The sequence below is a fragment of the Aestuariibacter sp. GS-14 genome (assembly GCF_006494365.1).
GTDB lineage: Bacteria > Pseudomonadota > Gammaproteobacteria > Enterobacterales > Alteromonadaceae > Alteromonas > Alteromonas mangrovi.
In genome coordinates, this window is record NZ_VHIP01000007.1 from 120,124 (window position 1) to 145,226 (window position 25,103).

At 50.1% G+C, this 25,103-nt stretch carries 20 protein-coding genes; all 20 read left to right on the forward strand.

Going from position 1 to position 25,103, the window contains the following annotated elements; genetic code table 11:
- The 20 genes from FJ444_RS13005 to tldD all read left to right on the forward strand — a co-directional run bounded on the left by FJ444_RS13005 (position 1) and on the right by tldD (position 25,086).
- Positions 1-924 carry an ExeA family protein gene (locus FJ444_RS13005; RefSeq protein ID WP_140958761.1) on the forward strand — a complete coding sequence of 308 codons (924 nt, stop codon included), beginning with the start codon at positions 1-3 and terminating at the stop codon, positions 922-924.
- On the forward strand, positions 921-1,982 hold the full coding sequence (locus FJ444_RS13010; RefSeq protein ID WP_140958763.1) for a lipopolysaccharide assembly protein LapB: 1,062 nt from the start codon (positions 921-923) through the stop codon (positions 1,980-1,982). Before FJ444_RS13005 ends, FJ444_RS13010 begins: the two co-directional genes overlap by 4 nt.
- Positions 1,979-3,787, forward strand: a complete 1,809-nt coding sequence (locus tag FJ444_RS13015) for a GspE/PulE family protein (RefSeq protein ID WP_140958765.1) — start codon at positions 1,979-1,981, stop codon at positions 3,785-3,787. The genes FJ444_RS13010 and FJ444_RS13015 overlap by 4 nt, the downstream gene beginning before the upstream one ends.
- Positions 3,780-5,006, forward strand: a complete 1,227-nt coding sequence (locus FJ444_RS13020; protein WP_140958767.1) for a type II secretion system F family protein — start codon at positions 3,780-3,782, stop codon at positions 5,004-5,006. Before FJ444_RS13015 ends, FJ444_RS13020 begins: the two co-directional genes overlap by 8 nt.
- 1 nt (position 5,007) lies before the next feature.
- On the forward strand, positions 5,008-5,517 hold the full coding sequence (locus FJ444_RS13025; RefSeq protein ID WP_140958769.1) for a hypothetical protein: 510 nt from the start codon (positions 5,008-5,010) through the stop codon (positions 5,515-5,517).
- 30 nt (positions 5,518-5,547) lie between these two features.
- Positions 5,548-6,186 carry a prepilin-type N-terminal cleavage/methylation domain-containing protein gene (locus tag FJ444_RS13030; protein ID WP_140958771.1) on the forward strand — a complete coding sequence of 213 codons (639 nt, stop codon included), beginning with the start codon at positions 5,548-5,550 and terminating at the stop codon, positions 6,184-6,186.
- A gap of 68 nt (positions 6,187-6,254) precedes the next feature.
- Positions 6,255-6,749 carry a prepilin-type N-terminal cleavage/methylation domain-containing protein gene (locus tag FJ444_RS21740; RefSeq protein WP_181405158.1) on the forward strand — a complete coding sequence of 165 codons (495 nt, stop codon included), beginning with the start codon at positions 6,255-6,257 and terminating at the stop codon, positions 6,747-6,749.
- A 17-nt stretch (positions 6,750-6,766) separates the two neighbouring features.
- Positions 6,767-7,330: a type IV pilin protein gene (locus FJ444_RS13040; RefSeq protein WP_140958775.1), complete on the forward strand. Its 564-nt coding sequence runs from the start codon at positions 6,767-6,769 to the stop codon at positions 7,328-7,330.
- Positions 7,320-7,937, forward strand: a complete 618-nt coding sequence (locus tag FJ444_RS13045) for a prepilin-type N-terminal cleavage/methylation domain-containing protein (protein ID WP_140958777.1) — start codon at positions 7,320-7,322, stop codon at positions 7,935-7,937. Before FJ444_RS13040 ends, FJ444_RS13045 begins: the two co-directional genes overlap by 11 nt.
- Positions 7,937-8,779, forward strand: a complete 843-nt coding sequence (locus FJ444_RS13050) for a PilW family protein (protein WP_140958779.1) — start codon at positions 7,937-7,939, stop codon at positions 8,777-8,779. Before FJ444_RS13045 ends, FJ444_RS13050 begins: the two co-directional genes overlap by 1 nt.
- The gene (locus FJ444_RS13055) at positions 8,769-9,194 is read left to right on the forward strand and encodes a pilus assembly PilX N-terminal domain-containing protein (protein WP_140958781.1); all 426 of its coding nucleotides are present in this window, start codon (positions 8,769-8,771) and stop codon (positions 9,192-9,194) included. Before FJ444_RS13050 ends, FJ444_RS13055 begins: the two co-directional genes overlap by 11 nt.
- Before the next feature lie 67 nt (positions 9,195-9,261).
- Entirely contained in the window at positions 9,262-14,313 is a 5,052-nt protein-coding gene (locus FJ444_RS13060; protein ID WP_140958783.1) for a LamG domain-containing protein, read from the forward strand.
- A 152-nt stretch (positions 14,314-14,465) separates the two neighbouring features.
- Positions 14,466-15,509: a rod shape-determining protein gene (locus FJ444_RS13065; RefSeq protein ID WP_140958785.1), complete on the forward strand. Its 1,044-nt coding sequence runs from the start codon at positions 14,466-14,468 to the stop codon at positions 15,507-15,509.
- A 38-nt stretch (positions 15,510-15,547) separates the two neighbouring features.
- Positions 15,548-16,414, forward strand: coding sequence for a rod shape-determining protein MreC (mreC, locus tag FJ444_RS13070; RefSeq protein ID WP_140958787.1), 867 nt, complete (start codon positions 15,548-15,550; stop codon positions 16,412-16,414).
- Positions 16,407-16,886 carry a rod shape-determining protein MreD gene (gene mreD / locus FJ444_RS13075; RefSeq protein WP_370298050.1) on the forward strand — a complete coding sequence of 160 codons (480 nt, stop codon included), beginning with the start codon at positions 16,407-16,409 and terminating at the stop codon, positions 16,884-16,886. Before mreC ends, mreD begins: the two co-directional genes overlap by 8 nt.
- A gap of 10 nt (positions 16,887-16,896) precedes the next feature.
- The gene (locus FJ444_RS13080) at positions 16,897-17,475 is read left to right on the forward strand and encodes a nucleoside triphosphate pyrophosphatase (protein ID WP_140958789.1); all 579 of its coding nucleotides are present in this window, start codon (positions 16,897-16,899) and stop codon (positions 17,473-17,475) included.
- Positions 17,472-18,938 (forward strand): ribonuclease G, encoded by a 1,467-nt coding sequence (gene rng / locus FJ444_RS13085; RefSeq protein WP_140958791.1) that lies wholly within the window; start codon positions 17,472-17,474, stop codon positions 18,936-18,938. Before FJ444_RS13080 ends, rng begins: the two co-directional genes overlap by 4 nt.
- Positions 18,935-22,840 (forward strand): YhdP family protein, encoded by a 3,906-nt coding sequence (locus FJ444_RS13090; protein ID WP_140958793.1) that lies wholly within the window; start codon positions 18,935-18,937, stop codon positions 22,838-22,840. The genes rng and FJ444_RS13090 overlap by 4 nt, the downstream gene beginning before the upstream one ends.
- Positions 22,824-23,660, forward strand: coding sequence for a carbon-nitrogen hydrolase family protein (locus FJ444_RS13095; RefSeq protein ID WP_255439164.1), 837 nt, complete (start codon positions 22,824-22,826; stop codon positions 23,658-23,660). The genes FJ444_RS13090 and FJ444_RS13095 overlap by 17 nt, the downstream gene beginning before the upstream one ends.
- The gene (gene tldD, locus FJ444_RS13100; RefSeq protein ID WP_140958795.1) at positions 23,644-25,086 is read left to right on the forward strand and encodes a metalloprotease TldD; all 1,443 of its coding nucleotides are present in this window, start codon (positions 23,644-23,646) and stop codon (positions 25,084-25,086) included. Before FJ444_RS13095 ends, tldD begins: the two co-directional genes overlap by 17 nt.
- Positions 25,087-25,103: the final 17 nt, after the last annotated feature.

Sequence of the window (25,103 nt, forward strand, 5' to 3'; positions counted from 1 at the left end):
ATGTACCTGTATCACTTTGGTATTCGGGAATTACCGTTCACACTCACGCCAAATACCAGTTATTTCTTTGGCCTGCCCACGCACAATGAGGCAATGCAGGTATTGCTGACAGCGCTGAAAACCGGTGAAGGCTTTATTAAGGTTACTGGTGAAGTAGGTACGGGAAAAACCCTGATATGCAGAAAGCTGTTAAATGAACTGCCAGAACACTTTGTTACAGCCTACATTCCGAATCCTTTGCTATCGCCTACGGAATTGCGCCGGGCTGTAGCTAACGAGTTGGGAGTTGAATTATCTGCAGATTCTGATCAGCAGGAGTTTACGCAACGAATTCAGCAGCGCTTGATTGCCATTCATCAGTCGCAGCAAAGTGCGGTGCTGATCATCGATGAAGCCCAGGCATTGCCAGTTGAGAGCATTGAAGCATTGCGCTTAATGACCAATTTGGAAACGGAATCCAGAAAATTGCTACAAGTAGTGCTATTTGGCCAGCCTGAATTGGATGAAAAACTGGCGCTGCCGGAATTACGCCAATTGCGTCAGCGTATTACGTTCAGTTATAGCCTGTCGCTGATGGATGCCGATCAGGTTTATCAGTATGTGCGCCACCGGGTGTCTGTTGCCGGATATCGTGGAGGTGATTTGTTTAACCGCCGTTGCTGTGAGCTGCTGTTTAAGGCCAGTGGCGGAACGCCGCGCATAGTGAATGTGTTGTGTCATAAAGCGCTGATGCTGGCTTTCGGTGAAGGGAAAACCAGTGTAGAACCTGAGCATATTGCATTGGCGAGCGCAGACACCGAAGCGGCCAGAACAGTCAGTCATCAGTGGTGGCAAACGGCAATGATGAAGTGGGCTACGGTGGCCGTGAGTATTGTATTTATCGGTGTAGTAGTGGGCATTATTTTCATGGAGAAATCTGTTTGAGCGTAGTAAACAAAATGCTCAGAGATTTAGAGCAGCGCGAATCCGGTGACGCAACGCAGGCCAATTACCAGCCGCCAGCGAAGAAAGCCGTGTCTACTCGTTTGTTGCTGATTATTGTAGTGGGCATTATTGCCATTGGTTTAACCCTGTTTTGGCCCGAGCAAAATTCAACGCCTGTAGCGCAATCCCCGGTAGTACAGCCCATTAATCAGTCGGATAGCCAACCGGATAGCCAATCGGATCGCCAACCGGATCGCCAACCTGAGAGTGGACCTGATAGCCAGCCTGCTAATCAGGTGGCATCGCCGGTACAGCAATTATCCGGTAATGTTCAGTCACCCTCTGAGCCCACTCCAGCGTTACCGGCAGCGCAACAAGGTGCCATTGTGGCAAGCAGCACAATAACGGCAATAACGCCGTCTATTACCGTTGATGATGCTCCCAAAATCGCAGCTAAACCCTTGGTTCGCAGCAGTAACGACCCCAATAAAACCGCCTTGAAGGCGCAAATTGCAGATGCCATCGAGCGCAACAATGCCAACGAAGCCATTCGCCTGCTAAAAACACTTATCCTGCAACAGCCCGATAATACCGCAGCGAAAAAGCGCCTGGCCGCGTTGTACTTTAGCGAAGGTCGCAGCGAGGATGCGCAGCGCTTGCTGCAGGAAACGCTATCCAATACGCCTTCCGACAGCAGTGTCCGACTAATGTATGCCCGGTTAATGGCACAAAAAAATGAGCCGGATTTGGCCTATTACACGTTAAGAGAAGCTGACGATTTTCCACCCGCTAACATTGAACTGCTGGGTTTCAGGGCATCTATGGCCCAACAGTTAAACAAGCCGGAAGAGGCGCTGGCCGATTACCGTGTGCTGGTGAATTTAGACGCACGCAATGCCAAATGGTGGCTGGGTCAGGCCGTTGTGGCCGATAAACTGGGTGAGCGCAAACTGGCCATAGACAGTTATCGAGAGGCATTTGCCCTGCAAAGTCTCGATGTCAGCATACAGCGTTTTATACAACAACGCTTACAACTGTTAACCGGAGTAGCGCCATGAGTGTAAAAGTACGCTTAGGCGACCTGCTGGTTCAGCAGGGACTAATAGACGAATCTCAGCTAATGGCCGCCCTGGCGGAACAGCGTCAGACCGGACGTAAGTTAGGGGCCACCCTGATTGCCATGGAACTGGTGTCAGAGCAACAATTGCTCGAGTTGCTATCAACTCACTTAAACGTACCGTTGATCGACATCGACCAATACACGGTTAATCCTGCCGCCGTTAAGTTGCTGCCAGAAGTGCAGGCGCGTCGTTACCGGGCGCTGGTGCTGGAAGACAAAGGCAACACTTTACTGGTAGGTATGAGCGATCCCGCTGATATTACCGCGGTGGATAACCTCAGCGAACTGTTGCCAAAACCTCTGGAAATAGCAGTGGTCAGTGAGCAGCAATTATTTAGTGCCTACGACAGTTTTTATCGGCGAACCGAGGAAATTGCCTCGTTTGCTCAGGAACTGGCCAACGAATACCGCGACGACCAGGAATTTGAACTCAATGCCGGTCTTGCCGATGAGCAGGACACCGCCGTTGCCCGCCTATTGCAATCCATCTTTGAGGATGCGGTACAAGCTAAAGCTTCTGACATTCATATCGAACCCGATGAACAGCAATTACGCATTCGTCAGCGCGTGGATGGTATTTTGCAGGAAACGGTGATCCCCGAGCGCAATATCGCTGCGGCACTGGTGTTGCGCTTAAAACTCATGGCGGGTCTGGACATCTCTGAAAAGCGATTGCCGCAGGATGGGCGTACCCAGGTAAGAGTAAAAGGCCACCGAATCGACGTGCGTTTGTCTACTATGCCAGTGCAGTCGGGTGAAGCCGTAGTAATGCGTTTGCTCGACCAGTCTGCGGGTTTGCTAACCCTCGATCAAACGGGCATGCCCAAGCCACTACTGGATCGCCTGCGCATTTTATTGCAGCGGCCACACGGCATGATTTTGGTTACCGGGCCAACGGGCTCTGGCAAAACCACTACCCTGTATGGTGCGCTCAGCGAACTGAACAAGCCGCAGCGCAAGATTATTACCGTTGAAGACCCGGTAGAATATCGTTTACCACGTATTAATCAGGTACAGGTTAACAGCCGGATTGGTCTGAACTTTTCCAATGTACTGCGTACCACCTTGCGTCAGGACCCTGACATTATCATGGTGGGTGAGATGCGCGATCAGGAAACCGTCGAAATTGGATTGCGCGGTGCACTAACCGGTCACCTGGTATTGTCTACGCTGCACACCAATGATGCTATCTCCAGCGCCATACGCTTGCTGGATATGGGCGCGCCAGGCTACCTGGTGGCCAGTTCACTACGTGGGATCATTGCCCAGCGTTTGGTTCGTCGAATTTGCGACAACTGTGAAACCACCTACACGCCTACACACGATGAATTGTTCTGGTTAAGTCATATCGATAAGCATGTCGACAAGGTTACGTTTAAGCGCGGTATGGGCTGCCAAAAATGCAATCACTCCGGCTATCGCGGGCGAATAGGGGTTTTTGAGCTGCTTGAACTGACCGATCCTATGATGGAAGCGCTTAAAAACGCTGATACCGCTGCGTTTAGTTCACATGCAACCCGAAGCCCGGGCTATAAGCCTTTGTCTCATGTGGCATTAACCTATGCAAAAATGGGCCGAACCACCGTTGAGGAAGTACTTAAATTGGTGGAGATGGTGGCTGAAGTGCCGCAGACTGAACATGGTGTTGAACAGGCCGAAACAGTGCTACACCCGCAGAACGACAGCGAAAAGCCGGGTAAATCCGCAGGCGGATTGAGTCTGGAGGATATTCCGGATGCCTAAGTTTGAATATAAAGGGCGTGAGAGTAATGGCGAAATGCGTACGGGATTAATCGACGCCCTTGATGCCAACGCAGCGGCTAAAATGCTATTGGCCCGCAGTGTTACGCCTATTTCTATTCATCCTGCTGCCGGGGCGGAAGCACAGGCAGCCGTTGAGACGGTTAACTTTCTCACTCCCAGGGTTTCACTTGACGAACTGGTGATATTTTCGCGTCAAATGTACTCCCTTACTCATGCCGGGATCCCTATTTTAAGGGCCGTAAGTGGTCTGGCGGAATCCACCAGTTCGTTGCGGTTAAAACTGGCGCTAACCGATATCATCAGCTTACTTGAACGCGGCCGAACGATGTCGTCAGCCATGCATCAACACCCTAAGATATTTTCAAGGTTATATGTGTCGGTCATCCACGTGGGTGAAAATACCGGTAGGCTGGATCAGTCGTTCCTGCAACTGGCCGCTTATTTAGAGCGCGAGCAGGAAACCCGCCGGCAAATCAAGGCGGCTACCCGCTATCCTATTTTTGTTGTTATAGCCCTGATTGCCGCATTGGTGATTATGAATGTATTTGTCATTCCAAAATTTGCCGATATGTTCAGTAAATTCGGGGCCGAGTTACCGCTGATGACGCGATTTTTGCTGGGCATGTCAGACTTTTTTGTGAATCAGTGGATGTTCCTGGTGGGAGGCGCACTCTTGCTGGTGTTTTCCGTTCGCCACTATCTGAATACTCCCGAGGGACTATTGAACTGGGATCGGCGAAAACTGCGGATGCCAGTAATTGGCAGTGTGCTGGAACGTTCATTGTTAGCGCGCTTTTGCCGCAGTTTTTCCATGATGCTACAGGCAGGTCTGCCACTCACGACGGCGCTCAATCTGGTTGCAGAAGCCGTGGGTAATCGGTATATGGAACTGCGCATCATTACAATGCGCCAGAGTATAGAAAAAGGCGAAAACTTGTCCCGGGTAACCCAGGCTAGCGGTTTGTTCACACCTATGGTGTTACAAATGGTGAATGTGGGTGAAGAAACCGGACGCGTGGATGAGTTGCTTGCCGAAGTGGCCGGTTTTTACGAACGCGAAGTAGACTACGATTTAAAAAGTCTGACCGCCAGAATTGAGCCGATTCTGATTGGGATAGTAGCAGGCATGGTACTGGTGTTGGCATTGGGTATTTTTACGCCAATGTGGGACATGATGAGCGCGATAAAGGGAAAGTAGGGTGAAGCCAAGAGACGAAACCGATGAAAATCTGCGCCGGGTAATGATAAACCTGGTGGTGATTGCGGTTTTCACCATTTTAATGAGTACCGCCATTGTGTACATGTACGATGCAGAACCCGACATTGAGGCCGAATTGATGGACGGCTACGCCAGGCAGTTTGCTGGCAGTGCAACCAATGCTCACTGGCAATGGCAGGCCGAAGGCCGTCCGGAAATGATCATGCTGGTACATTACGATCGCGATGGTAAAGAAGTCGGTCGCAGGCCGGTGCGCATGGCTCACTTTGGCTGGCCAAAGGTAGAAGCTAATTCAGAGGGTTGCACCCGTGTGTGGGAGCAATTGCTGAATATGCCAGCAAAAGTTGAGGGATTCAGAGTAATTGGCGAGTATTACGCCAGTGACAATGACGATGCAAAAGTGCCCAATGCACGATGCCGGTTTCGGGTGAGTACCGGACCGTACTTTGATTACAGTATATACACTGGTGTGGTTACCCGCGGCGAATAAACTGCGGGCAATAAGGGTTAGGAGATAAACATGATAAACCGAATGGCTGGTTCAACTGCACCTCAGGGGATTGCAACCAAGCAGGGCTTTACCTTAATTGAACTGGTAATCGTGGTGGTACTGCTTGGCTTGTTGGCTGCCGTTGCCATACCGAGATTTCTTGATGTTACTGAGCAAGCTGAAGATGCCACTGTAGAAGGGGTGGCGGGTGGCTTTGCTACCGGGGTGGGACTGGTTCGCGCCGAATGGGAACTGGAAGCGCGCCCTCAGGATAATCAGGCCTCCAATCAAACGTTTGTAACGCTGGATGGCATTTTGGTCGCGGTAGACAAGAATACCGGCTACCCTACCGGCCAGTTAAATAACGATGGCAGCACAGAAGACGACAGCATGACTAACCTGGACTGCGAGAGCATTTTCAACCTGATTATGCAAAGCGCGCCAACCATTACGTCTGACTGGGCTAACCGTCCTTTTGACAAATTCAGGTACTTTACCACCGCCAGTAACGGTACGGGCTCCGGTGGTAACGATTTATGTTTTTATTATCTGAGTAAATCGGTGCAAAACCGAACGGTACAACCTACCGACGATACCGCGGGAGATGGCTTTATTTATGACCCGCGAATCGGACAGGTGGTTGTGTTTAATAACATTTCGTCTAATTAACGGGCTTTGCACTGTACTGTAGACTAAAATAGTGAATAATAGCGTTATCCATTTAAAGGGGAATTAACATGCAGCAACGTGGTTTTACGTTAATCGAACTGATCATCGTGATCGTAATCTTAGGGATTTTGGCAGTAACAGCGGCACCTCGCTTTATTGACTTCCAGGGCGATGCCAAAGGCGCAACGCTGGAGGGTGTGAGTTCTGCAATACAGGGTGGCATGCAATTGGTATACGCCAAGTCTGCTATTGCTGGTAATCAGGATTCTATTGCTTCTACCGCTACCGTGAATGGTTCAACGGTTGCTACTCAATTTGGTTATCCCGATGCCGATACCATGACGTTTACTGGCACCATTGCCGTGTGGACAGATTTGAATGATGCGGACTGGGATATTGTTGTTACCACTGCTGGCGCTATAACAAACGGCGCTGTAACCACTGCGGGCGTGGTATCTATTTACCCTGAAGGCGAGAGTTCAGCGACTTGTGCGGTAACGTACGAAGAAGCCTCTTCAGACGGTGATACACCAACAGTAACTGTTACTACTACAGGCTGTTAAGTTAAATCAGGCAGTCGATGCAGCATGATATAAGGTTACGTCGCGGTAATTGCTCACAAACTGGCTTCAGTTTAGTTGAGCTAATTACCGTGGTGATACTGATAGGTGTGCTGTCTGTGGTTGCCGCAACGCGATTCCAAACCCGTAAGGGCTATGTGGAATACGCCTATCAGGACAGACTCATTACTGCCCTGCGAAACATGCAAACCCGCGCGATGCAAGACACTCGCAGCGGGTTTTGTTTTCGTATCAATCTGGCCTACGGTACGGCAAGCGCCTATGGTCCTCCTTCGTTAAATTATGCGCCCGGCAACGGTTCAGCTACCTGCGCGAGTGGAATTAGCACCAGTGCGCCAGGGTATCTGGCTGTTCAGGCAGCAGAATTGGCCGCGGAATCTGTGGTACTCAGCAGTGCAGACGGCAATTACAGCAATTTTTCGTATCTGGCATTCGATGCACTTGGCAGGCCTTTAAATGGCGCAGCCAATTGCAATACCGGCAGACCCTGCCGGATTACCCTGACTGGGGAATCAAGTGTACAGGTATGTGTGGAAAGTCAGGGATATGTGCATGCGTGCTAATTCCCGTGCTTTCACCCGAGCTTACACCCGTGCTTACACCCGTGGCTTTACATTGATTGAGCTGATCATTGGCATCGTGGTGTTTTCCATAATCATGCTGGTGATCATTGGTGTAATTGGGCCGCAGTCGCGTCTGAGTATTGAGCCTATCTGGCAGATCCGCGCCAGCGAATTAGCCCAGTCGTTGTTAACGGAAATCAACGCCAAGTCATTTGATGAGCAATCTGATCACACCGGCGGAGCCACGCGATGTAACGAAGCGCAAAGTTGCACTGCGTCGGGAGCGTTGGGACCGGATAGCGGCGAAACCCGTAACAGTTTTGACGACATCGATGATTACCATGGATTAAATCAAACCGGCGCCAGTATTCTTAATGTGCAAGGCCAATCCATGCTGAATAACGGCGTTAGTCTTTACAATGGCTTTACCGCACAGGTTTCGGTGTATTACGACAGCAACGAAGACGGTATTAACGACGACGATGCCGATCAGAATGGTGTGCCGGATACGGGTACCCTGGTGGCAAATGTGAAACGCATTACGATCACGGTGATAACTCCAGGCGGAGAACCGTTAACCTTTGCCAGTTATCGGTGGAATTTTTGATGCGAAAAAGCAAAGGTTTTACCTTAATTGAGCTGATCACCGTGGTGATTATCCTGGGGGTAGCCAGCGCGGGCATTGCCGCCTTTGTGCGCAGTTCTATGCAAACGTATATCGACGTGAGCACCAGGGAACAACTATTAACAGAAAGCCGTTTTGCTATAGAACGGTTAAAGCGCGAAATAGCCAACGCCGTGCCCAACAGCGTACGTATTACCGGCAATACCAGTTACCATTGCCTGGAATTTGTACCCATAAACTGGGCCACTGTGTATACCCGGTTACCCGCACCGGGCAATCTGACCATGGATGTGGTTGCCTTGCACGATATCAACGATGTGCCTTACTCCCTGCCAACAGGCGATAATTTTGCTGTTGTCTATCCTACCCGCAGTGAAGATGTTTACGACGCTACACGAAGTAAGCGAGTAAACGTAACAGCCTGCAGTGACGATGGCGATGGCAATTGCAACACGCTGGATGATAGCGATGATGTAGTACAGCTTACGGTTACCGGTCAGTTTGCGCAGAGTTCACCTGCGTCCCGGGTATACCTGGTGGATCGCGCCGTGAGTTTTTGCGTGTATCAAAATAAGCTTATCCGCTACGAAAATGACATTATCACCAATCAATTAGGGGCGTTTCCCGGATTGCCTGTGCTGGCTGAGCACGTTGCCAATAGTCTGTCGTCAAATCCGGTCGGCAATCCAGCCGAGGATGATCCGTTTCGGATAGTGTCAACCAGCTTGCAGAGTAATGCCATTGTGGAAGTGCGTCTGCGTTTTGTGGATAACGACGAGCAGATAGCCTATCAACAGGAGATACACGTTGCCAATGTGCCATAATCCTAAACAGCAAGGCAGTATGCTGGTGATCACCTTGTTTGTTATCGTGGTGTTGTCGTTTTTGGGCCTTACCATGATCAATTTATTGTCGGGTACCAGTCAGTCGGTGATCTACGAAGTACTGGGCGCGCGGGCAAAATTTGCGGCGCAAAGTGGCTTGCAGCGTATTGCTGCCAGTGCATTTCCCTTAAATTCGCCGGTAGCCGCATGCAATACCACGTTCACCAGCAGCGCTGCACTGGGTCAGGGTGACGGTTTAGAGAATTGCCTGTATCAGGCAACCTGTACAACGACAGCCATCACCAAACAAAATCAGCAGTATAACTATTACCGTTTCGCGAGTACCGGGGTGTGTCAGGCGGGTGATATCTGGGTGAGTCGTACGCTGGAAATGGACGCATTTGAAGAACAGTAATGCGGCATTCGCCGTAGTGTTATACGTTGAACTACAATAACTGAATATGGGTGTGAGGGCATAAACGTTGAAGCAGTGGTGTAAACAGCTTTTGGCATTGGTTGGGGTGTCGGCCTTTTCTGTTGGGGCGTATTCCGCAACCTGTCAGTCGGTGTTCCCGGATCCGGCTTCTTCGCATTCAACTTCAGGTTACATTCAATTTCAGCCACAAGCCAAATTGATTGGCAGTGACGGTTTGCTCAATGTAGCCACTATGCTCGACAACAGCGGAGGAGTAAGTTGCGATACCGCCGCTTGTCTGATTACGGGGAGCCCCAGTGGTGGTATTTCTTTACCGTCTTATCAGTATTCCTTCAGTGCAACGGATGTGCGGGTAAACGACTACTCCAGCGGTACGCTGCAGGCAGGGCAATACCGCACCGTAACAGTGGGGAATGGCGGGAGCCTTGCTACCAATGTTTCTGCGCAACCGTTTATTATTAAAACGCTGAATGTCAATTTTAATGCCACGCTAACGTTAAGTTCGGGTGTGTATTGGATAGAACAACTTACCCTGGGGCAAAACGCCAAAATAGTGCTGGCATCGAATGCCAGTGTTGTGATTTACACACGGGCAATGTCTACCAATATTAACAATGCCATTAATGTCAATGGTCAGCCTTCTCAATTGCTGATTCTGTCGGAAGGCTATGTAAGTATTGGGCAGTACTCTCAGGTTAAGGGATTCATTTACAGCGCGAGCAGCGTCACTTACAACACCGACATTACTCATGTGGGGGCTACTAATGCTCAGCAGATTATTTTGCATGACCGCACCAGGGTTACATACGACCAGACTGCATTAACCTCGCTGAATGTTGACGGGCTATGCACGCAACCGGCAACTGTACCTGCGCCTATTGCACACTGGAGCTTAAATACTTGTGCACTTACCGGCGCCAGCGGAGAAGTGGTTGATAGTATCGCGGGTAACAACGGTCGCTCGGTTAATTCGCCCAGTATCGACAGCAATGGTCAGTACTGTCAGGCAGCGTATTTCCGCGGAGATAAAGATTATCTCAATCTGCCTCATAGCAGCGCCTATACCGTAGCGCAGGGCTCGGTATCCTTCTGGATGAACACCAATAACCTGGCATATTTTAATGTGCCTCAGGAAGGGGGTATGGCTCTGCTGTCAAAGGACGAAAGCGGGTTGGGTAATGGTGGGCATTTTTCAATGTGGGTAACCAACACTGGTGCGATTAAAGTGAATCAGCAGTCTGCCTCAACTACCTATCAGCTAAACACTTCGCCTGTGATTGTAGAAGGGCAATGGCACCATGTCGTGTATACCTTTGGTTCGTTGGGCATGCAGGTGTATGTTGATAATGTTCTCGTTGGTACTAACGCTAACTATACCTCTGGCTGGCAAAGCAATACGAAGCCGTTACTGGTAGCCGCGAATGCAAACCGGCATAACCCACAGGACAGTGCCTACAATGATCTGGGGGATTTTTACCAGGGCCGTATCGACGACATTCGGTTGTTTCGCCAGCAACTCAGTGCCGAACAAATTGCACTACTCAATGCCCAGGCCGAAGAAACCTGTATTACCTGCGGCTCCAACGCCACCCTGATTTCTCACTGGAAAATGGATGTGTGCAGTTTAACCGGTGCTGCCAATGAAATTGTGGATGTGGTAAGGGGTTATAACGGCAGGGCCGTAAATGGGGCATCAGCGATACCGAATGGTCGCTTCTGTCAGGCGTCTGGGTTCGATGGCAGTGCGCAACACGCTAACATTGCTCATGGCTCCGCCATGCAGTTGTCGTCTGGTACGTTAACCATGTGGTTTAAAGTCGCAGACCTGGACCACAATCGCGACCAGTATGGAAATAGTCTTCAGGGGATTTTTTCTAAGGATTCCAGCGGTCTGGACTACGGTGGTCAGTTTACATTGTATGTCGACCAGGACGGTAAACTCATTTTCCATCAGGAAACCCAATCCCAGTCCTTTGATATTTATACTGGCAGCGTGATCGAAGAGCGCGAGCAGTGGTATCACCTGGCTTACAGTTGGGGGCCGGGCGGTATGAAAGTGCACCTAAACGGCGTTTATCTTGGGGGGTATTTTCAGAGTGGATTCAGCTGGCAGCAAAATCAGGAGCCTATTATTTTAGGGGCCAGTGCAACTAACTCCGGAAACTATCAGTCGCAACCCTGGGAGCTTCATCATTTCCTGCGTGGAGAAATCGACGATGTGAGACTGTATTCTGGTGAACTCACTACTGCCGATGTGCAAGCACTGTTTACCGCCTCCGACTACGCGTGTACTACCTGTAACGGAGCGGGACCGCGCCTTCACTATAAGTTTGAGGAGATAACCTGGCCTGCCATTTCCACTGTACTGGACTCTTCAGCTAACTTGAATAATGGAACCCCAATGGGGAATGTGCAGCCGGTTTCCCCCAGCAATGATATTTCCTGCCGGGCGCTCGATGTGCCAGAGAACTACAACACTTATCAGGCGGCGGTGAATACCAACCTGGATCTGAATCAGGTGGGTGACCGCGGTACAGTCTCCTTCTGGTATCGCAGCGATCAACCGTGGATTGGTGGTGGCAATCGTCAGTTGTTCGATGCCTCATCGCAGTTTTACTTTTATATGTCGCTCACAAATAACGGCGAATTGGGCTTCGGGATGGAAGATGCCAGCGGTAACAACATGGATGTGCGAACCCAGCAATTGGGGTATGCCGCCAACGAGTGGGTACACATTGCGTTAACCTGGAATATGCCAGGCGAAGACATTGATTTGTATGTGAACGGCAGTCGCGTTTTTATGTACGGAAACTGGAATCTGACCAATCCGGCACTGGGCAATCTTACTACCATGAAGGTGGGTGATAATTCGTCATCCAACTTTGTGGGGTACATGACTGCGAATTCCGCAAACGGTCAGTTTGATGATTTCCGCCTGTATGATTACGAGCAGTCACGCGAACAAATGCGCGCTGATATGGCCGATGTCGAACAATGTTATGCGGTACATCATTATGAAATTACGCATCCGTCACAATCACTTACCTGCAGCGCTGCAAGCGTTACAATCAAGGCCTGTGCAAACGCCAGTTGTTCAGAATTAGTGAGTGAAGCGGTGAGCGTTAATCTGCCATCCGGAAACTGGTCTGCGTCTAATCCGGTTACTTTTACTGGTACCACTACGCTAACCCTGGCCGAAACGACTGAGGCACCGTATACCCTTTCAGTTACCGCGGCCAATCAGGCTTCATCACCGTTAAATGCTACTCAGTGTACCAACAATTGTGTGATTAACTTTGTTAATGCAGGCTTTGAATTCTATGATACCGCGAATCCTTATCAGACAGCGTTGCCTGACCTTATCGCCGAGTCTGATTTAGGGAGAATAGGATTAAGAGCGGTGCAAAATAACGCGGGCGTCTGTAAGGCGTTACTCAATGGACAACAATCGGTAACACTGGGCTATGATTGTGTGTCTGACAACACCGCCAGTTATTCACCGGATCAATGTAGCGTGCCATTCGCGGGTATACCCGTCTCAGGCAATGGTTTGGGTGAAAACAGTGCTGCCGTAACGCTGACGTTTAACAACAACGGCGAAGCGAGTCTGGCTGGTCGCTCTTATGCCGATGCCGGGCGGCTTGCGCTGTCGGCAACCGCAACCATTAGTGGCACAACGATTTCGTCTGGTACCAGCCAGTTTGATAGCGTACCAGCACAGCTTCAGGCTACGGTTGATGCTGCTACGGTAAATCGGGCCGGCGCGGGGCATAATCTGAGCATAAAAGCACTGGGCGCCAATGGTAGTACCTTGCCAGGCTATGCGCCGGGCAGTTTACAACTGGCGGTAATACGACTGTTGCCAGTTTCTGCATCAGCCAGTGAAGGCCAGTACTACGTGAGTGCAAATCAGTCGGTAGCCAGCAGTGATGCAACTACCTGGAATACGGTTGCTTTGCCGTCCTTCGTAAACGGTGTTTATACATACAATGACGCTTATATAAGCGAAGTGGGTACTTACCAGTTTGATCTACAGGATGCAGGTTATTTGGGGCAGACGATTGCTGCCGATAGCGTGAACCTTGGACGTTACACTCCGGCGTACTTCGATGTGTCTGCCGCAAATACGCCTCAAATTGAACCGGCTTGTAGCGTTGCATTTACCTATCTTGGTCAGTCTTTTGGTTTTGCCGCAGGCGCCGAGCCTTCCGTGCAGGTAACCGCCTACAATGCACGGGGGCAGGTAACCGCAAATTACACCGATTCGCAATGGGCATTGTCGCCTTCAACAGCGGCACTCAGTAACCTGTATGTCACCGATAACACTGGGTACACCGGCAGTTTGTCTGTGATTTCAGCCGGGACTGAACCGGTCATCACTGAGAATGTGGATTACGATGGCAATGGCGTAATGACTATCTACGATACCCGTCTGTCATACAGTAAAATTGCTACACCCACTGCGGCTTCGGGGTATGGTTCAGCGTTTAACTCAGATCTTGATATCGTGTTAGGGGCCAGTGTGCTCACTGATGCTGATGGTGTGTGTTATCAAACCAGTTATCCCAATGGTTGCGAAAGCTTCACGCTCGCGTCAGTGCAGGGCAGTGAAATGCGATACGGCAGATTGCGGCTCGATAACAGCTACGGGCCTGAGTCGGCATCATTGCGCATGCCGGTAGTGGCTGAGTACTACAATAATGGCAATTGGATACTCAACACTCAGGACAGTTGCACTGCGGTAGCTTTTACGCAAAGCAGTGGTCAGCTAACACTGGAAAATACGTCAACAGGGGCGGATGAACAGGATATAACCGGGCTCTTATCCGGCATAGCCGGTAGCGGTACGCTAACCAATGGTGAAAGTGGCAACGGTGTGATAGCCGTGGGGCCGCCGCTTTCTAACGGGGTTGGGGTGAGGGGCGCTGTACGCATCCGGCTGGATCCGTCTGCACCCGGTGCCAACTGGGCTAATCATCTGAACATAGACTGGGACGGTGACGGTGATATTGATGCCGATGACAGCCCCGCTGCCGATCTCTTCTTTGGCATTTATCGGGGCAATGACCGCACCATCCACATGCGCGAAGGCTTTTAACTGAGATATTTTTTCTTTAATGGGGGCAGTTTACTTGCTCAAAATAGCCCCCATTGTTAAAGTGTGCGCAACGTTATCAGTTTGCGTCTGAGCGCTGTCTTCCCACACCTTACGGTGTTAATTCAGACGTATATTACAGGAAATACCACTACATGTTTAAGAAGCTTCGAGGCATGTTCTCTAACGATCTGTCCATCGACCTCGGAACAGCGAATACGCTGATCTACGTTAAAGATCAGGGGATAGTATTAAACGAACCTTCCGTTGTTGCCATTCGCCAGGAGCGAGCCGGCGGACCTAAAAGTGTCGCAGCCGTAGGTGCGGAAGCAAAGCGCATGCTTGGACGAACACCAGGTAACATCCGGGCAATCCGCCCAATGAAAGACGGTGTAATCGCCGATTTCTACGTTACCGAAAAAATGTTACAGCATTTTATCAAGCAGGTTCACGACAATAACTTTTTACGCCCCAGCCCCCGGGTACTGGTGTGCGTACCTTGCGGTTCTACACAGGTAGAGCGACGCGCAATTAAAGAGTCGGCGCTGGGCGCTGGTGCACGCGAAGTGTACCTGATTGACGAACCTATGGCGGCTGCAATTGGTGCGGGTCTACCTGTATCAGAAGCAACCGGTTCAATGGTTGTGGATATCGGTGGTGGTACTACCGAAGTTGCCATTATCTCGTTGAACGGCGTGGTGTACTCATCGTCAGTGCGCATTGGTGGTGACAAGTTCGACGAAGCCATCATCAACTATATTCGCCGCAACTTTGGTTCACTGATTGGCGAAGCCACTGCAGAACGCATTAAGCACGAAATCGGTGCGGCGTACCCAGGTGAGGAAGTTCGCGAAATTGAAGTGCGTGGCCGCAATCTGGCTGAAGGTGTACCGCGTGGCTTTATTCTGAACTCCAACGAAATTCTGGAAGCGCTGCAAGAGCCATTAACCGGTATTGTGTCTGCCGTCATGGTAGCGCTGGAACAATCTCCGCCTGAACTTGCATCGGACATTTCTGAGCGTGGTATGGTGTTAACCGGCGGTGGTGCACTGCTTAAAGACCTCGACCGCTTGCTAATGGAAGAAACCGGTATTCCGGTGGTCATTGCCGACGATCCGTTAACCTGTGTGGCGCGTGGAGGAGGTAAAGCCTTCGACATGATCGATATGCACGGTGGCGACTTGTTTAGTTACGAATAAACGAACAAGGCAACCTCCTCAGGTTGCCTTGCTGTTTTATGGATACCATTTTTACCCGCGGTCCCTCACTGAATAACCGGCTGGCATTGGCGTTAACCATGTCGGTGGCTTTGATGTTCCTGGATTTTAAGCTTGATGCTTTTTCTTCATCGCGGGTATTCCTGAATTCACTGATGAGTCCAATTCAGTATCTGGCCAATTTGCCCGGACAGTTTCTGGAAGTCAGTGCCCAGCGATTCACCTCCCGACAAGCACTCATAGCTGAAAACGAGCAACTCACCAATAAACTGCTATTGATGAGCGAAAAATTGCAGCGATTTGAAGGTCTTGAACGTGAAAATGCACAACTGCGCAGGCTGCTGGACGCGCCGATAAGACAGGATATGCGCAAAATGGTGGCTGAATTAATGGCGGTAGACAATACCCCTTACAGTCAGCAGATTGTTATCAACAAAGGCGCAATCGACGGTGTTTTTTTGGGCCAGGCTATCCTGGATGAACGCGGGATCGTAGGCCAGGTAATGGAAGTAGGTTCCACTAACAGCCGGGTTTTACTGATCAGCGACGTTACCCACTCCATTCCGGTGCGCTCGGTTCGCAATAATGCACGCTTTATTGCCAGCGGCGGGGGCGTTATCGACGAATTGTTTTTAGAGCATGTCTCCCACAGCACTGATGTCGAAGTAGGCGATGTGTTAGTTTCGTCTGGATTAGGCGATGTATTCCCGGAAGGCTATCCGGTTGCCGAAGTAACCGAAGTGGTACGCGACGAATCCCGCCCGTTTGCACAGGTAACTGTACTGCCTCTAGCGCGCCTCAATCGCCTCAAATATTTGCTGTTGCTGTGGCCAGTAGCTGGTGACGCTGCTCTGGAAACAGATGACGTTGAGGGTGCCGATGATTAAGGTTCGTCACTACACTATTGCCATCAGCATAATCATTGCCATGGTATGCCAAATAATACCGGTGCCCATTCAGGTAGATATGTATCGACCTGATTGGGTGTTAATTGTATTGGCTTACTGGGTTATGGCGCTACCACACCGGGCAAACGTTGGTGTGGCATTTATCAGCGGCTTGGCAATGGATATTTTGCTTGGCACTGCACTGGGCGTGCACAGTTTCGCCCTGAGTGTATCGATTTACGTACTGGCAGCAAACTACCAGCGCCTGAGAAATTACTCGGTATGGCAGCAGGCCGTGATTATTGGAGTGGTAAGTGGCCTTTATCATTCATTGCTATTCTGGCTACTGCGGTTACTCACCGATGTGACATTCCGTTTTGAGGAATTATGGCCAGTAGTGACATCCATGGCTTTGTGGCCCTGGATGTTCTGGCTGTTGCGAAAAATAAGACGTCAGTTAAGAATTGCCTAAGGATAGCCTGATGCAAGCAAAAACGCTGTTGTTGGCGTCGGCTTCACCGCGCCGCGCCGAACTATTAGGCCAGATTGGGGTCAAATTTACACAAGCTGGCGTGGATCTGGACGAGTCGGCATTAACCAACGAGTCGCCCAAAGCACAGGTGCTGCGCCTTGCCGCAGAGAAAGCCAATACCGCTTGGCAACAATCTGAACGCAACGCACAGGTTGTTTTGGCATCCGATACCATGGTGGTACTTGACAACAAGGCTTTGGGAAAGCCGCTAAACGCGGAACACGCCATTGCGATGCTACAATCCCTGAGTGGTCGTCGGCACGACGTGATGACATCGGTAAGCGTAAGGGATGCCACCCGGCAAAAAACTATTTGTGTGGTTACTCAGGTTGAATTTGGACCGTTAAGCAACTCGCAAATCATCGAATACTGGGCAACGGGTGAACCCGCCGATAAAGCCGGCGCTTATGGTATTCAAGGCATTGGCGGGCAGTTTGTTAAGTCGATCAACGGAAGTTACAGTGCGGTAGTGGGGTTGCCTTTGTTTGAAACCGCACAATTGCTCAAAGAATTTGAGGTTATGTCATGAGTGCAGAATTATTAATTAACGTTACGCCGTCGGAGTCACGGGTGGCGCTAATTGAAAACGGCATTCTGCAGGAAATCCATGTAGAACGGCATACCAAACGCGGTCTGGTTGGCAATATCTATCGTGGCAAAGTCAGTAGGGTATTGCCCGGTATGCAGGCAGCATTTGTCGACATAGGGCTGGAAAAAGCCGCCTTTTTGCATGCCTCTGATATTGTTATTCACAATGAAGTGGTTGGTGAAGTGTCAACCAGCCATCTGGAAAAGCACGATATTCGCGAACTTGTCCGTGACGGTCAGGATATTGTGGTACAGGTAGTAAAAGATCCTATTGGTACCAAAGGTGCCAGACTCACTACCGATATCACCATTCCCTCCCGTTATCTGGTATTTATGCCCAGCGTTACCCATGTAGGGGTGTCGCAACGCATTGAAGACGAAGCCGAGCGCGACAGATTGAAGACTCTGGTATCGGAATTCTGTGATGAGGAAGGCGGGTTTATACTGCGCACCGCGGCAGAAGGCGTGAGTCATCCGGAAGTGGCTGCTGACGCGGACTTCCTTCGCCGTTTGTGGAGCAAAATTCAGCAGCGCCTTAAACGTCGAAAATCTCATGTGTTGTACGAAGATCTGCCATTGGCACGACGTGTGCTGCGCGACTTCGTAGGTACCGAATTAGATCGTATCCGCATTGACTCCAAACTGTCGTATCAGGAACTGTTTCAGTTCACCAAAGAATACGTGCCAGAAATGAACCGCAAGCTGGAGTATTACCCTGGCGATCGTCCGATATTTGACTTATATGATGTTGAAAACGAAGTTCAGCGTGCCCTGGAGCGCCGGGTCGACCTGAAATCCGGTGGCTATTTAATTATCGATCAAACAGAGGCCATGACGACCATCGATATCAATACTGGTGCGTTTGTGGGTCATCGCAATCTCGAAGAAACCATTTTTAATACCAATATCGAGGCTACTCAGGCCATTGCACGTCAGTTGAGACTGCGCAATCTGGGTGGCATGATCCTGATCGATTTTATCGACATGACCGATAACGACCACAAGCGCCGGGTGTTAAGCAGTCTGGAAGGGGCCATGGCCAAAGACCGGGCCAAAGTAAACATTCATGGGTTTACGTCACTGGGATTGGTCGAAATGACCCGTAAGCGCACCCGTGAGAGTCTTGAGCATATTTTGTGTGGTGAGTGTCCGGTGTGCAAAGGGCGTGGCTCGGTGAAAACGCTGGAAACCATTTGTTTTGAGATCATGCGTGAAATCGTGCGGGTAAACCGCGCTTACGATGCCGACAAATTTGTGGTTTATGCGTCGCCCACGGTAGTGGATTATTTGCTGGGTGAAGAATCTCACATGCTGGCAGAACTGGAAGTGTTTGTTTCAAAGCAAATCAAAGTACAAGCTGAAACAATGTACAACCAGGACAAGTACGATGTGGTAATGATGTGAGCCGATTCCTGTCTGTTTCCGCCTATCTCGTCAGGAAACTTTGGCTACTCAGCGCCATTGTACTGGTGCTGTTTGCCGTTTTGTTAAGTGTGTTGCGTTACACGCTGCCTTATCTGGATGAAGAAAAACACCTTATCGAGGATTACCTCAGCGCTCAGTATGGCATAAATCTCACCATCGACAGTTTATCTGCGGCCTGGCAAGGTACCGGGCCAAGCATTGTGCTCAATGGTGTTGAATTTACCCAAAACGACCTGTCTCCTGTTGAGCTGCGTTTACAACAGGTGTATGTAGAAGTGGATTTTTGGCAATCCATCCAGCAACGGGAACTCTCTTCCAAGCGCTTCGACCTGGTAGGGTTGACCGCCAAAATTGATACTCAGCGTATTGAGTCTGGTGAAGCCGATGATTTTCCTATTGTTGAGGCATTACGCAGTTTGTTTTTAGATCAACTGCAGAGTTTCTCATTGCAACATGGCGAGGTAACACTGGTAACGCCTACCGATGAGCAGGTTATTGAGCTCTCTGAATTGGTGTGGGTAAACCGTGACGAGCGTCACCAGGGGCGCGGCGAAATTCGGGTCCAGGAGCTGACCAATAATTCTGCGTCTTTTATTCTGGATTTGTTCGGCGATAAATCGTCGTTGCAAGGTACGCTCTACGCAAAAGGTGAAGCGCTGGATATTTCGCCCTGGGTGAGTGCCCTGCTACCAACCCGTTCACCGGTAGAAGAAAGCCGCGGCAATTTCGAACTTTGGGCTTCGCTGAATGAAAATCAGGTAACGGCAGTACAGGTTAACTTCGACGAGAGTGATATCGCCTGGCGTATTGCGGATGATTCAGCCCTGCAGAGCCATATTCGTGGCGGCAGCATACAAGCCATACCGGCAAACGATGGTTGGTCTATCCGCATTGACCAACTGGTGCTGCAATCGGGTAAACACACTTTAGTTACCGATTTAGTGGGCCGTGCCGACAACAACGGCAATGCGCTATTCAATACCGTAAAACCACTCACGCTATCGCCACTTCTGTCGCTTACTCCATTATTTTTAAGTGAAGATGGCGGTGAGCTGATTAACCGGCTTCAGCCAGAAGCGGAACTGGCAACGTTGCAACTGCAATGGCAGGACAAGCAGTTTTCGGCGGTAGCAAAAGTAGTTGATATGCAGTGGCATCAAAGTGGTCATGTACCGGGCGTGAATTCGCTGGATGCTGAGTTTTACTGGTATCAGGACCACGGCGTGCTTGAGCTTGATGCGTCTGACGTGGCCTTTTCAGTAAACAACTTGCTGCCTCAGGATATCGACCTCGCCCGAGTGAAGGGCAGAGCCTATGTGTTTGCCGACAGTAACCAAAACTGGCAACTATGGATTGACCGGTTGGCAGTTGATGGCGAGTTAGTGAGTTTTACGCAGGCATTGCATTATCAGTTCGCAAACAAGCATCTTTCAACCACGTTGAATGTAAGCAAGATGCCGTTAATCAAAGTGCCGCAGTTATTCCCTTCAGCCTACATGGGCGAAGGCACAGTGAGCTACCTGAACCGTGCGTTTAGTGGCGCGGGTGAAGTAGATCAGGCGACGGTTATCTGGCACGGTGCAGTAGACGCGTTTCCCTTCACGCAAAATCAAGGTATCTTTCAGGCAAGCGTAGCCATTAAAGACGCTGAATTTACGTTTTCCGACCAATGGCCAGCGCTTAAAAAGCTCAATATGGATTTGCTATTTGAAAACGAATCCCTGCACATGCGCAGTGATGCCAGTCAGCTTGGCGCTATTCAGTTAACCGATTTGCGAGCAAAAATTCCGCGATTAACGGGGTCATCAATTCTCTCAATTGATGCGAATGGCGCGGGTACAGGTCAGTCGTTGGCCGGGCTAATGCTGGCGTCGAGTATGAAAGAGTCGCTGGGCAAGGTGCTTGCTGAGGACGTAGTGGTGAGCGGTTCGGTGAATGCCAAATTGCACCTGGATATTCCGCTGAGCGGCGAGCAGGTATCAGCCTCAGGTATTGCTACTCTGAACAAAAATCAGGTAGTGGTGACCAGTCTTGATTTAGCCTTTACCAACACGTCAGGTGAGGTGGTATTCGACAATGCCAATATTACGCTCAACGGCGTAACGGCTGAGTTAACCGAGCAACCCGTTGCAATACAACTCACTGGCAGCCAGTTAAGCGATGAATACTTACTGGATATTCATTTAACGGGAAACTGGGCAACACAGCCGCTGATAGCGCGCTTCAATCCTGCTTTTGATACTTACGTTAGCGGGCGCAGCAACTGGCAGACTGATGTATCTGTCTCTCTCTCAAAAAACGGCTTTCAGTACCATGCAACGCTCAATAGTGACCTGCATGGAGTTGCATCACGCCTGCCAGCGCCTTTTAATAAAGCGTCTACTGATCTGATGCCATTAATGGTGCTTGCTGAAGGTAATGAGCAGGCTACCAATGTCAGCGTTAATGTAGGCAGCGAGGTGCGCTTTAACGGTGTGCTTCCCCACGTTGAAAAGCAATTCTCCCGTGCACATTTGGCGTTGGGTAACAGCGATTTTGTGGGGCTTGGGGTGGGCTTTAGCATTTCAGCTGATCTAGCAAAAGTGGATGTGGCTGACTGGTACAAGGCCATAGAATTACTTGTGGGCGGATTTACACCCGCTACAGGAAATAGCGAAACTGCCAGGAAACCCTACTTCTCGGTGCCTGAACGGATTTTCATAGAAGCGGAAAATCTGGTGGTATTTGATCAGATACTCACGGGTGTCGATATCACGGCCAAGCAGCAGAACAATAACTGGCTACTGGATGTGTCCTCTTCCCAGGCCAAGGCTGAAGTGCGCTTATACGATGCCTGGCTAGAGCAGGGGATCGATATCAAAGCCGATTTCATTCACCTTACTGAATGGAAAGAAAAGGAAGGCGATAAGGATAAAAAGAAAAACAACACCAGTGAAACCGTAAAATATCAGTATAAACCGGCTGAGTTACCGCCTATCCGTTTTCATTGCGGTAACTGCGTGTTACTGGATAAGGATTTTGGGGAAGTGGATGTCGAAGTTGTCAGGGTTGACGACGGCATGCGCTTTAAACAACTGAGTGCCAAAAATACCTATGGGGCAATTCAGATGTCGGGTGCGTGGCTCACCCAGGGCAATGCTGAAAGTACCCGTTTAGAAGGCAATGTAAACAGCCGTGATGTCGGCGCGTTTCTCAATCTGCTGGGGGTCAATTCCGGCATTAAAGATTCTGCAGCCGAAGTAGCCTTTGTGCTCGACTGGCAGGACTCGCCTTTCAATTTTTCAATGGCATCGCTGAATGGCAATATTAATACTCAGTTAACCGATGGTTACTTAACCCAGGTCAGCGATAAGGGCTCGCGAATCTTTACCTTATTCAGTCTGAACTCGTTGGTACGCAAGCTTAGCCTGGATTTCCGGGATGTATTTGCCAAAGGCTTCTTCTACGACGACATTCAGGGTAGCCTCCAAATTGTAGATGGGGTAGCCACCACCAATGATACGCTGGTGGATGGCGGAGCCGGCGAAATTGAAATTACCGGTTACACTAATCTTGCCGAACAAACGCTGAATTACAATGTGAGTTTTGCTCCCAATGTAACAGGTAATCTGCCCTTTTTAGTGTACTTTATGGTGAATCCGCCTACGGCATTGGCCGCATTGGCGCTGGATCAGGTATTGACCTCAGCCAAAGTGATCTCTAATGTGAATTATCATATCACTGGCACAATTGACGAGCCGGTGCTGGAAGAAGTGGGCCGCGATAGCAAAGACATAGCGTTGCCAGCACAGCAGCTGCCTGGTGAACGTCAGGCTCCAACGCCCACAGAATCGGATTCACCGGTTATCGTACCCAAGGACTCCAATGACGCAGACAGTTAATCTTGTTGCGCTGCAAATGACATCCGGCCCGGATGTCACCGAAAACTTAAACACAGTAGCAACTCAACTCGCCAGCGCCAACCTGCCTGCAAATAGTCTGGTAGTGTTACCCGAATGCTTTGCTTGCTTTGGTACCCGTGATGGTCATTTACTCACAGTAGCTGAGCCTCAGGGTAAGGGTCCTATTCAAACTGCATTACAGGCGCTGGCCCGTCAGCATAACTGCTATCTGGTGAGTGGCACCTTGCCAATGCAATGCAACAATCCGGATAAATTTACCGCGTCCAGTTTGTTGATAAGCCCGCAGGGTGAACAAATTGCGCACTATCAGAAAATACACTTATTTGATGTGTCGGTAGCCGACAATACCCGGTCGTACTTCGAGTCAAAATATACTCAACCGGGAGCACAGGTGGTGGTGGCAGACACGCCTATTGGCCGCATTGGTATGGCGGTGTGTTACGACGTGCGATTCCCGGGGTTATTCGACGCCATGGGCGAAATTGACATTCTGGTTTTGCCTGCTGCCTTCACGAAGGTAACCGGCGCGGCTCACTGGCATACGTTATTAAAGGCCCGTGCGGTGGAAAAGCAATGCTTTGTGGTTGCAGCAAACCAAACCGGCGTGCACCAGAATGGGCGTGAAACCTTCGGACACAGTGTTATTTTATCGCCATGGGGCGAGCAACTGGCACAACGTGCTACAATGCCAGGAGTAGTTCAGCAATCCGTGAACCTGGCCGAACTCGACACATATCGTCAGTCGATGCCACTGTCACTACACAATCGATTCAGGAGTCATTTTGACAAATCAAGTTGAAACGCATTTACTCGGAGATTCGGGGCTTTCCCGACAAAGCCTGGAATCAGCGCTGGCGTCTATTTATACGCATCAAACCGACTATGCCGATTTGTATTTCCAGTCCAGTTTGCACGAAAGCTGGGTAATGGAAGACGGCATCATTAAAGAAGGCAGTTTTAACGTAGAACGCGGAGTGGGTGTTCGGGCAATCAGTGGCGAAAAAACCGGTTTTGCTTACTCAGACGAAATTAGTCAGGAAGCTATCCTTAAAGCCTGTGGCGCTGCGCGCAGTATTGCACCTCATGGTGGTACGCTAAAAGTAGCATCGCTGAGCGATGTAACAACTGTATCGCGTTATGCCAGTGACAATCCAATTCAGGCAATGGCAGAGGCCGAGAAAATTGCCTTATTAAAAGCTGTGGATGCATACATCCGCCAACAGGATCCCCATATCAATCAGGTTGTGGTGTCGTTAAGTGGTGTGTATGAAGAAATTCTGGTGGCAGGCAGCGACGGCACATTTGCTACCGATATTCGCCCATTAGTGCGCCTGAATTGTTCTGTACTGCTGGAGAATGGCGATCGTCGTGAGCGTGGCAGTGCCGGAGCGGGTGGACGTCATGCTTATTCGTTCTTTACACAACAGGACGACGGTAAACCCTATTATGAAAAGCTGGCCGATGAAGCATTACACATGGCCAGAGTGAACATGGAAGCTGTTGCCTCTCCTGCTGGCCTTATGCCAGTTGTATTGGGCAGTGGTTGGCCTGGTGTGTTGTTACACGAAGCGGTAGGACATGGTCTGGAAGGTGATTTCAACCGCAAGGGCGCCTCTACCTTCAGTGGCCGTATGGGCAAGCGAGTGGCAGCTAAGGGTGTGACCGTCGTGGATGATGGCACGCTGGACAATCGCCGTGGCTCATTAACGGTTGATGACGAAGGGACTCCTACGGCGCACAATATACTCATTGAAGATGGCATTCTAACCGGCTACATGCAGGACAAAATGAATGCGCGTCTGATGGGCGTGAAGCCTACCGGTAATGGTCGTCGCGAATCCTATGCCCATTTGCCAATGCCCCGTATGACGAATACTTATATGCTGGGCGGGCAGTACAGCCCGGAAGAGATTATTGCTACCATTGATAAAGGCATTTACGCGCCTAATTTCGCTGGTGGTCAGGTAGATATTACTTCAGGCAAATTTGTGTTCTCCAGTGCCGAAGCGTATTTGATTGAGAACGGTAAAATCACCGCGCCTATCAAAGGGGCAACGCTGATTGGCAACGGGCCGGAAGTGATGCAGAAAATCTCGATGATCGGAAACGACCTGGCATTGGACCGCGGTGTTGGCGTCTGCGGTAAGGATGGGCAGAGTGTGCCTGTTGGCGTTGGTCAGCCAACCCTTAAAATTGATGAACTAACAGTAGGCGGTACGTCTTAACGCAACCGCCCGACTAA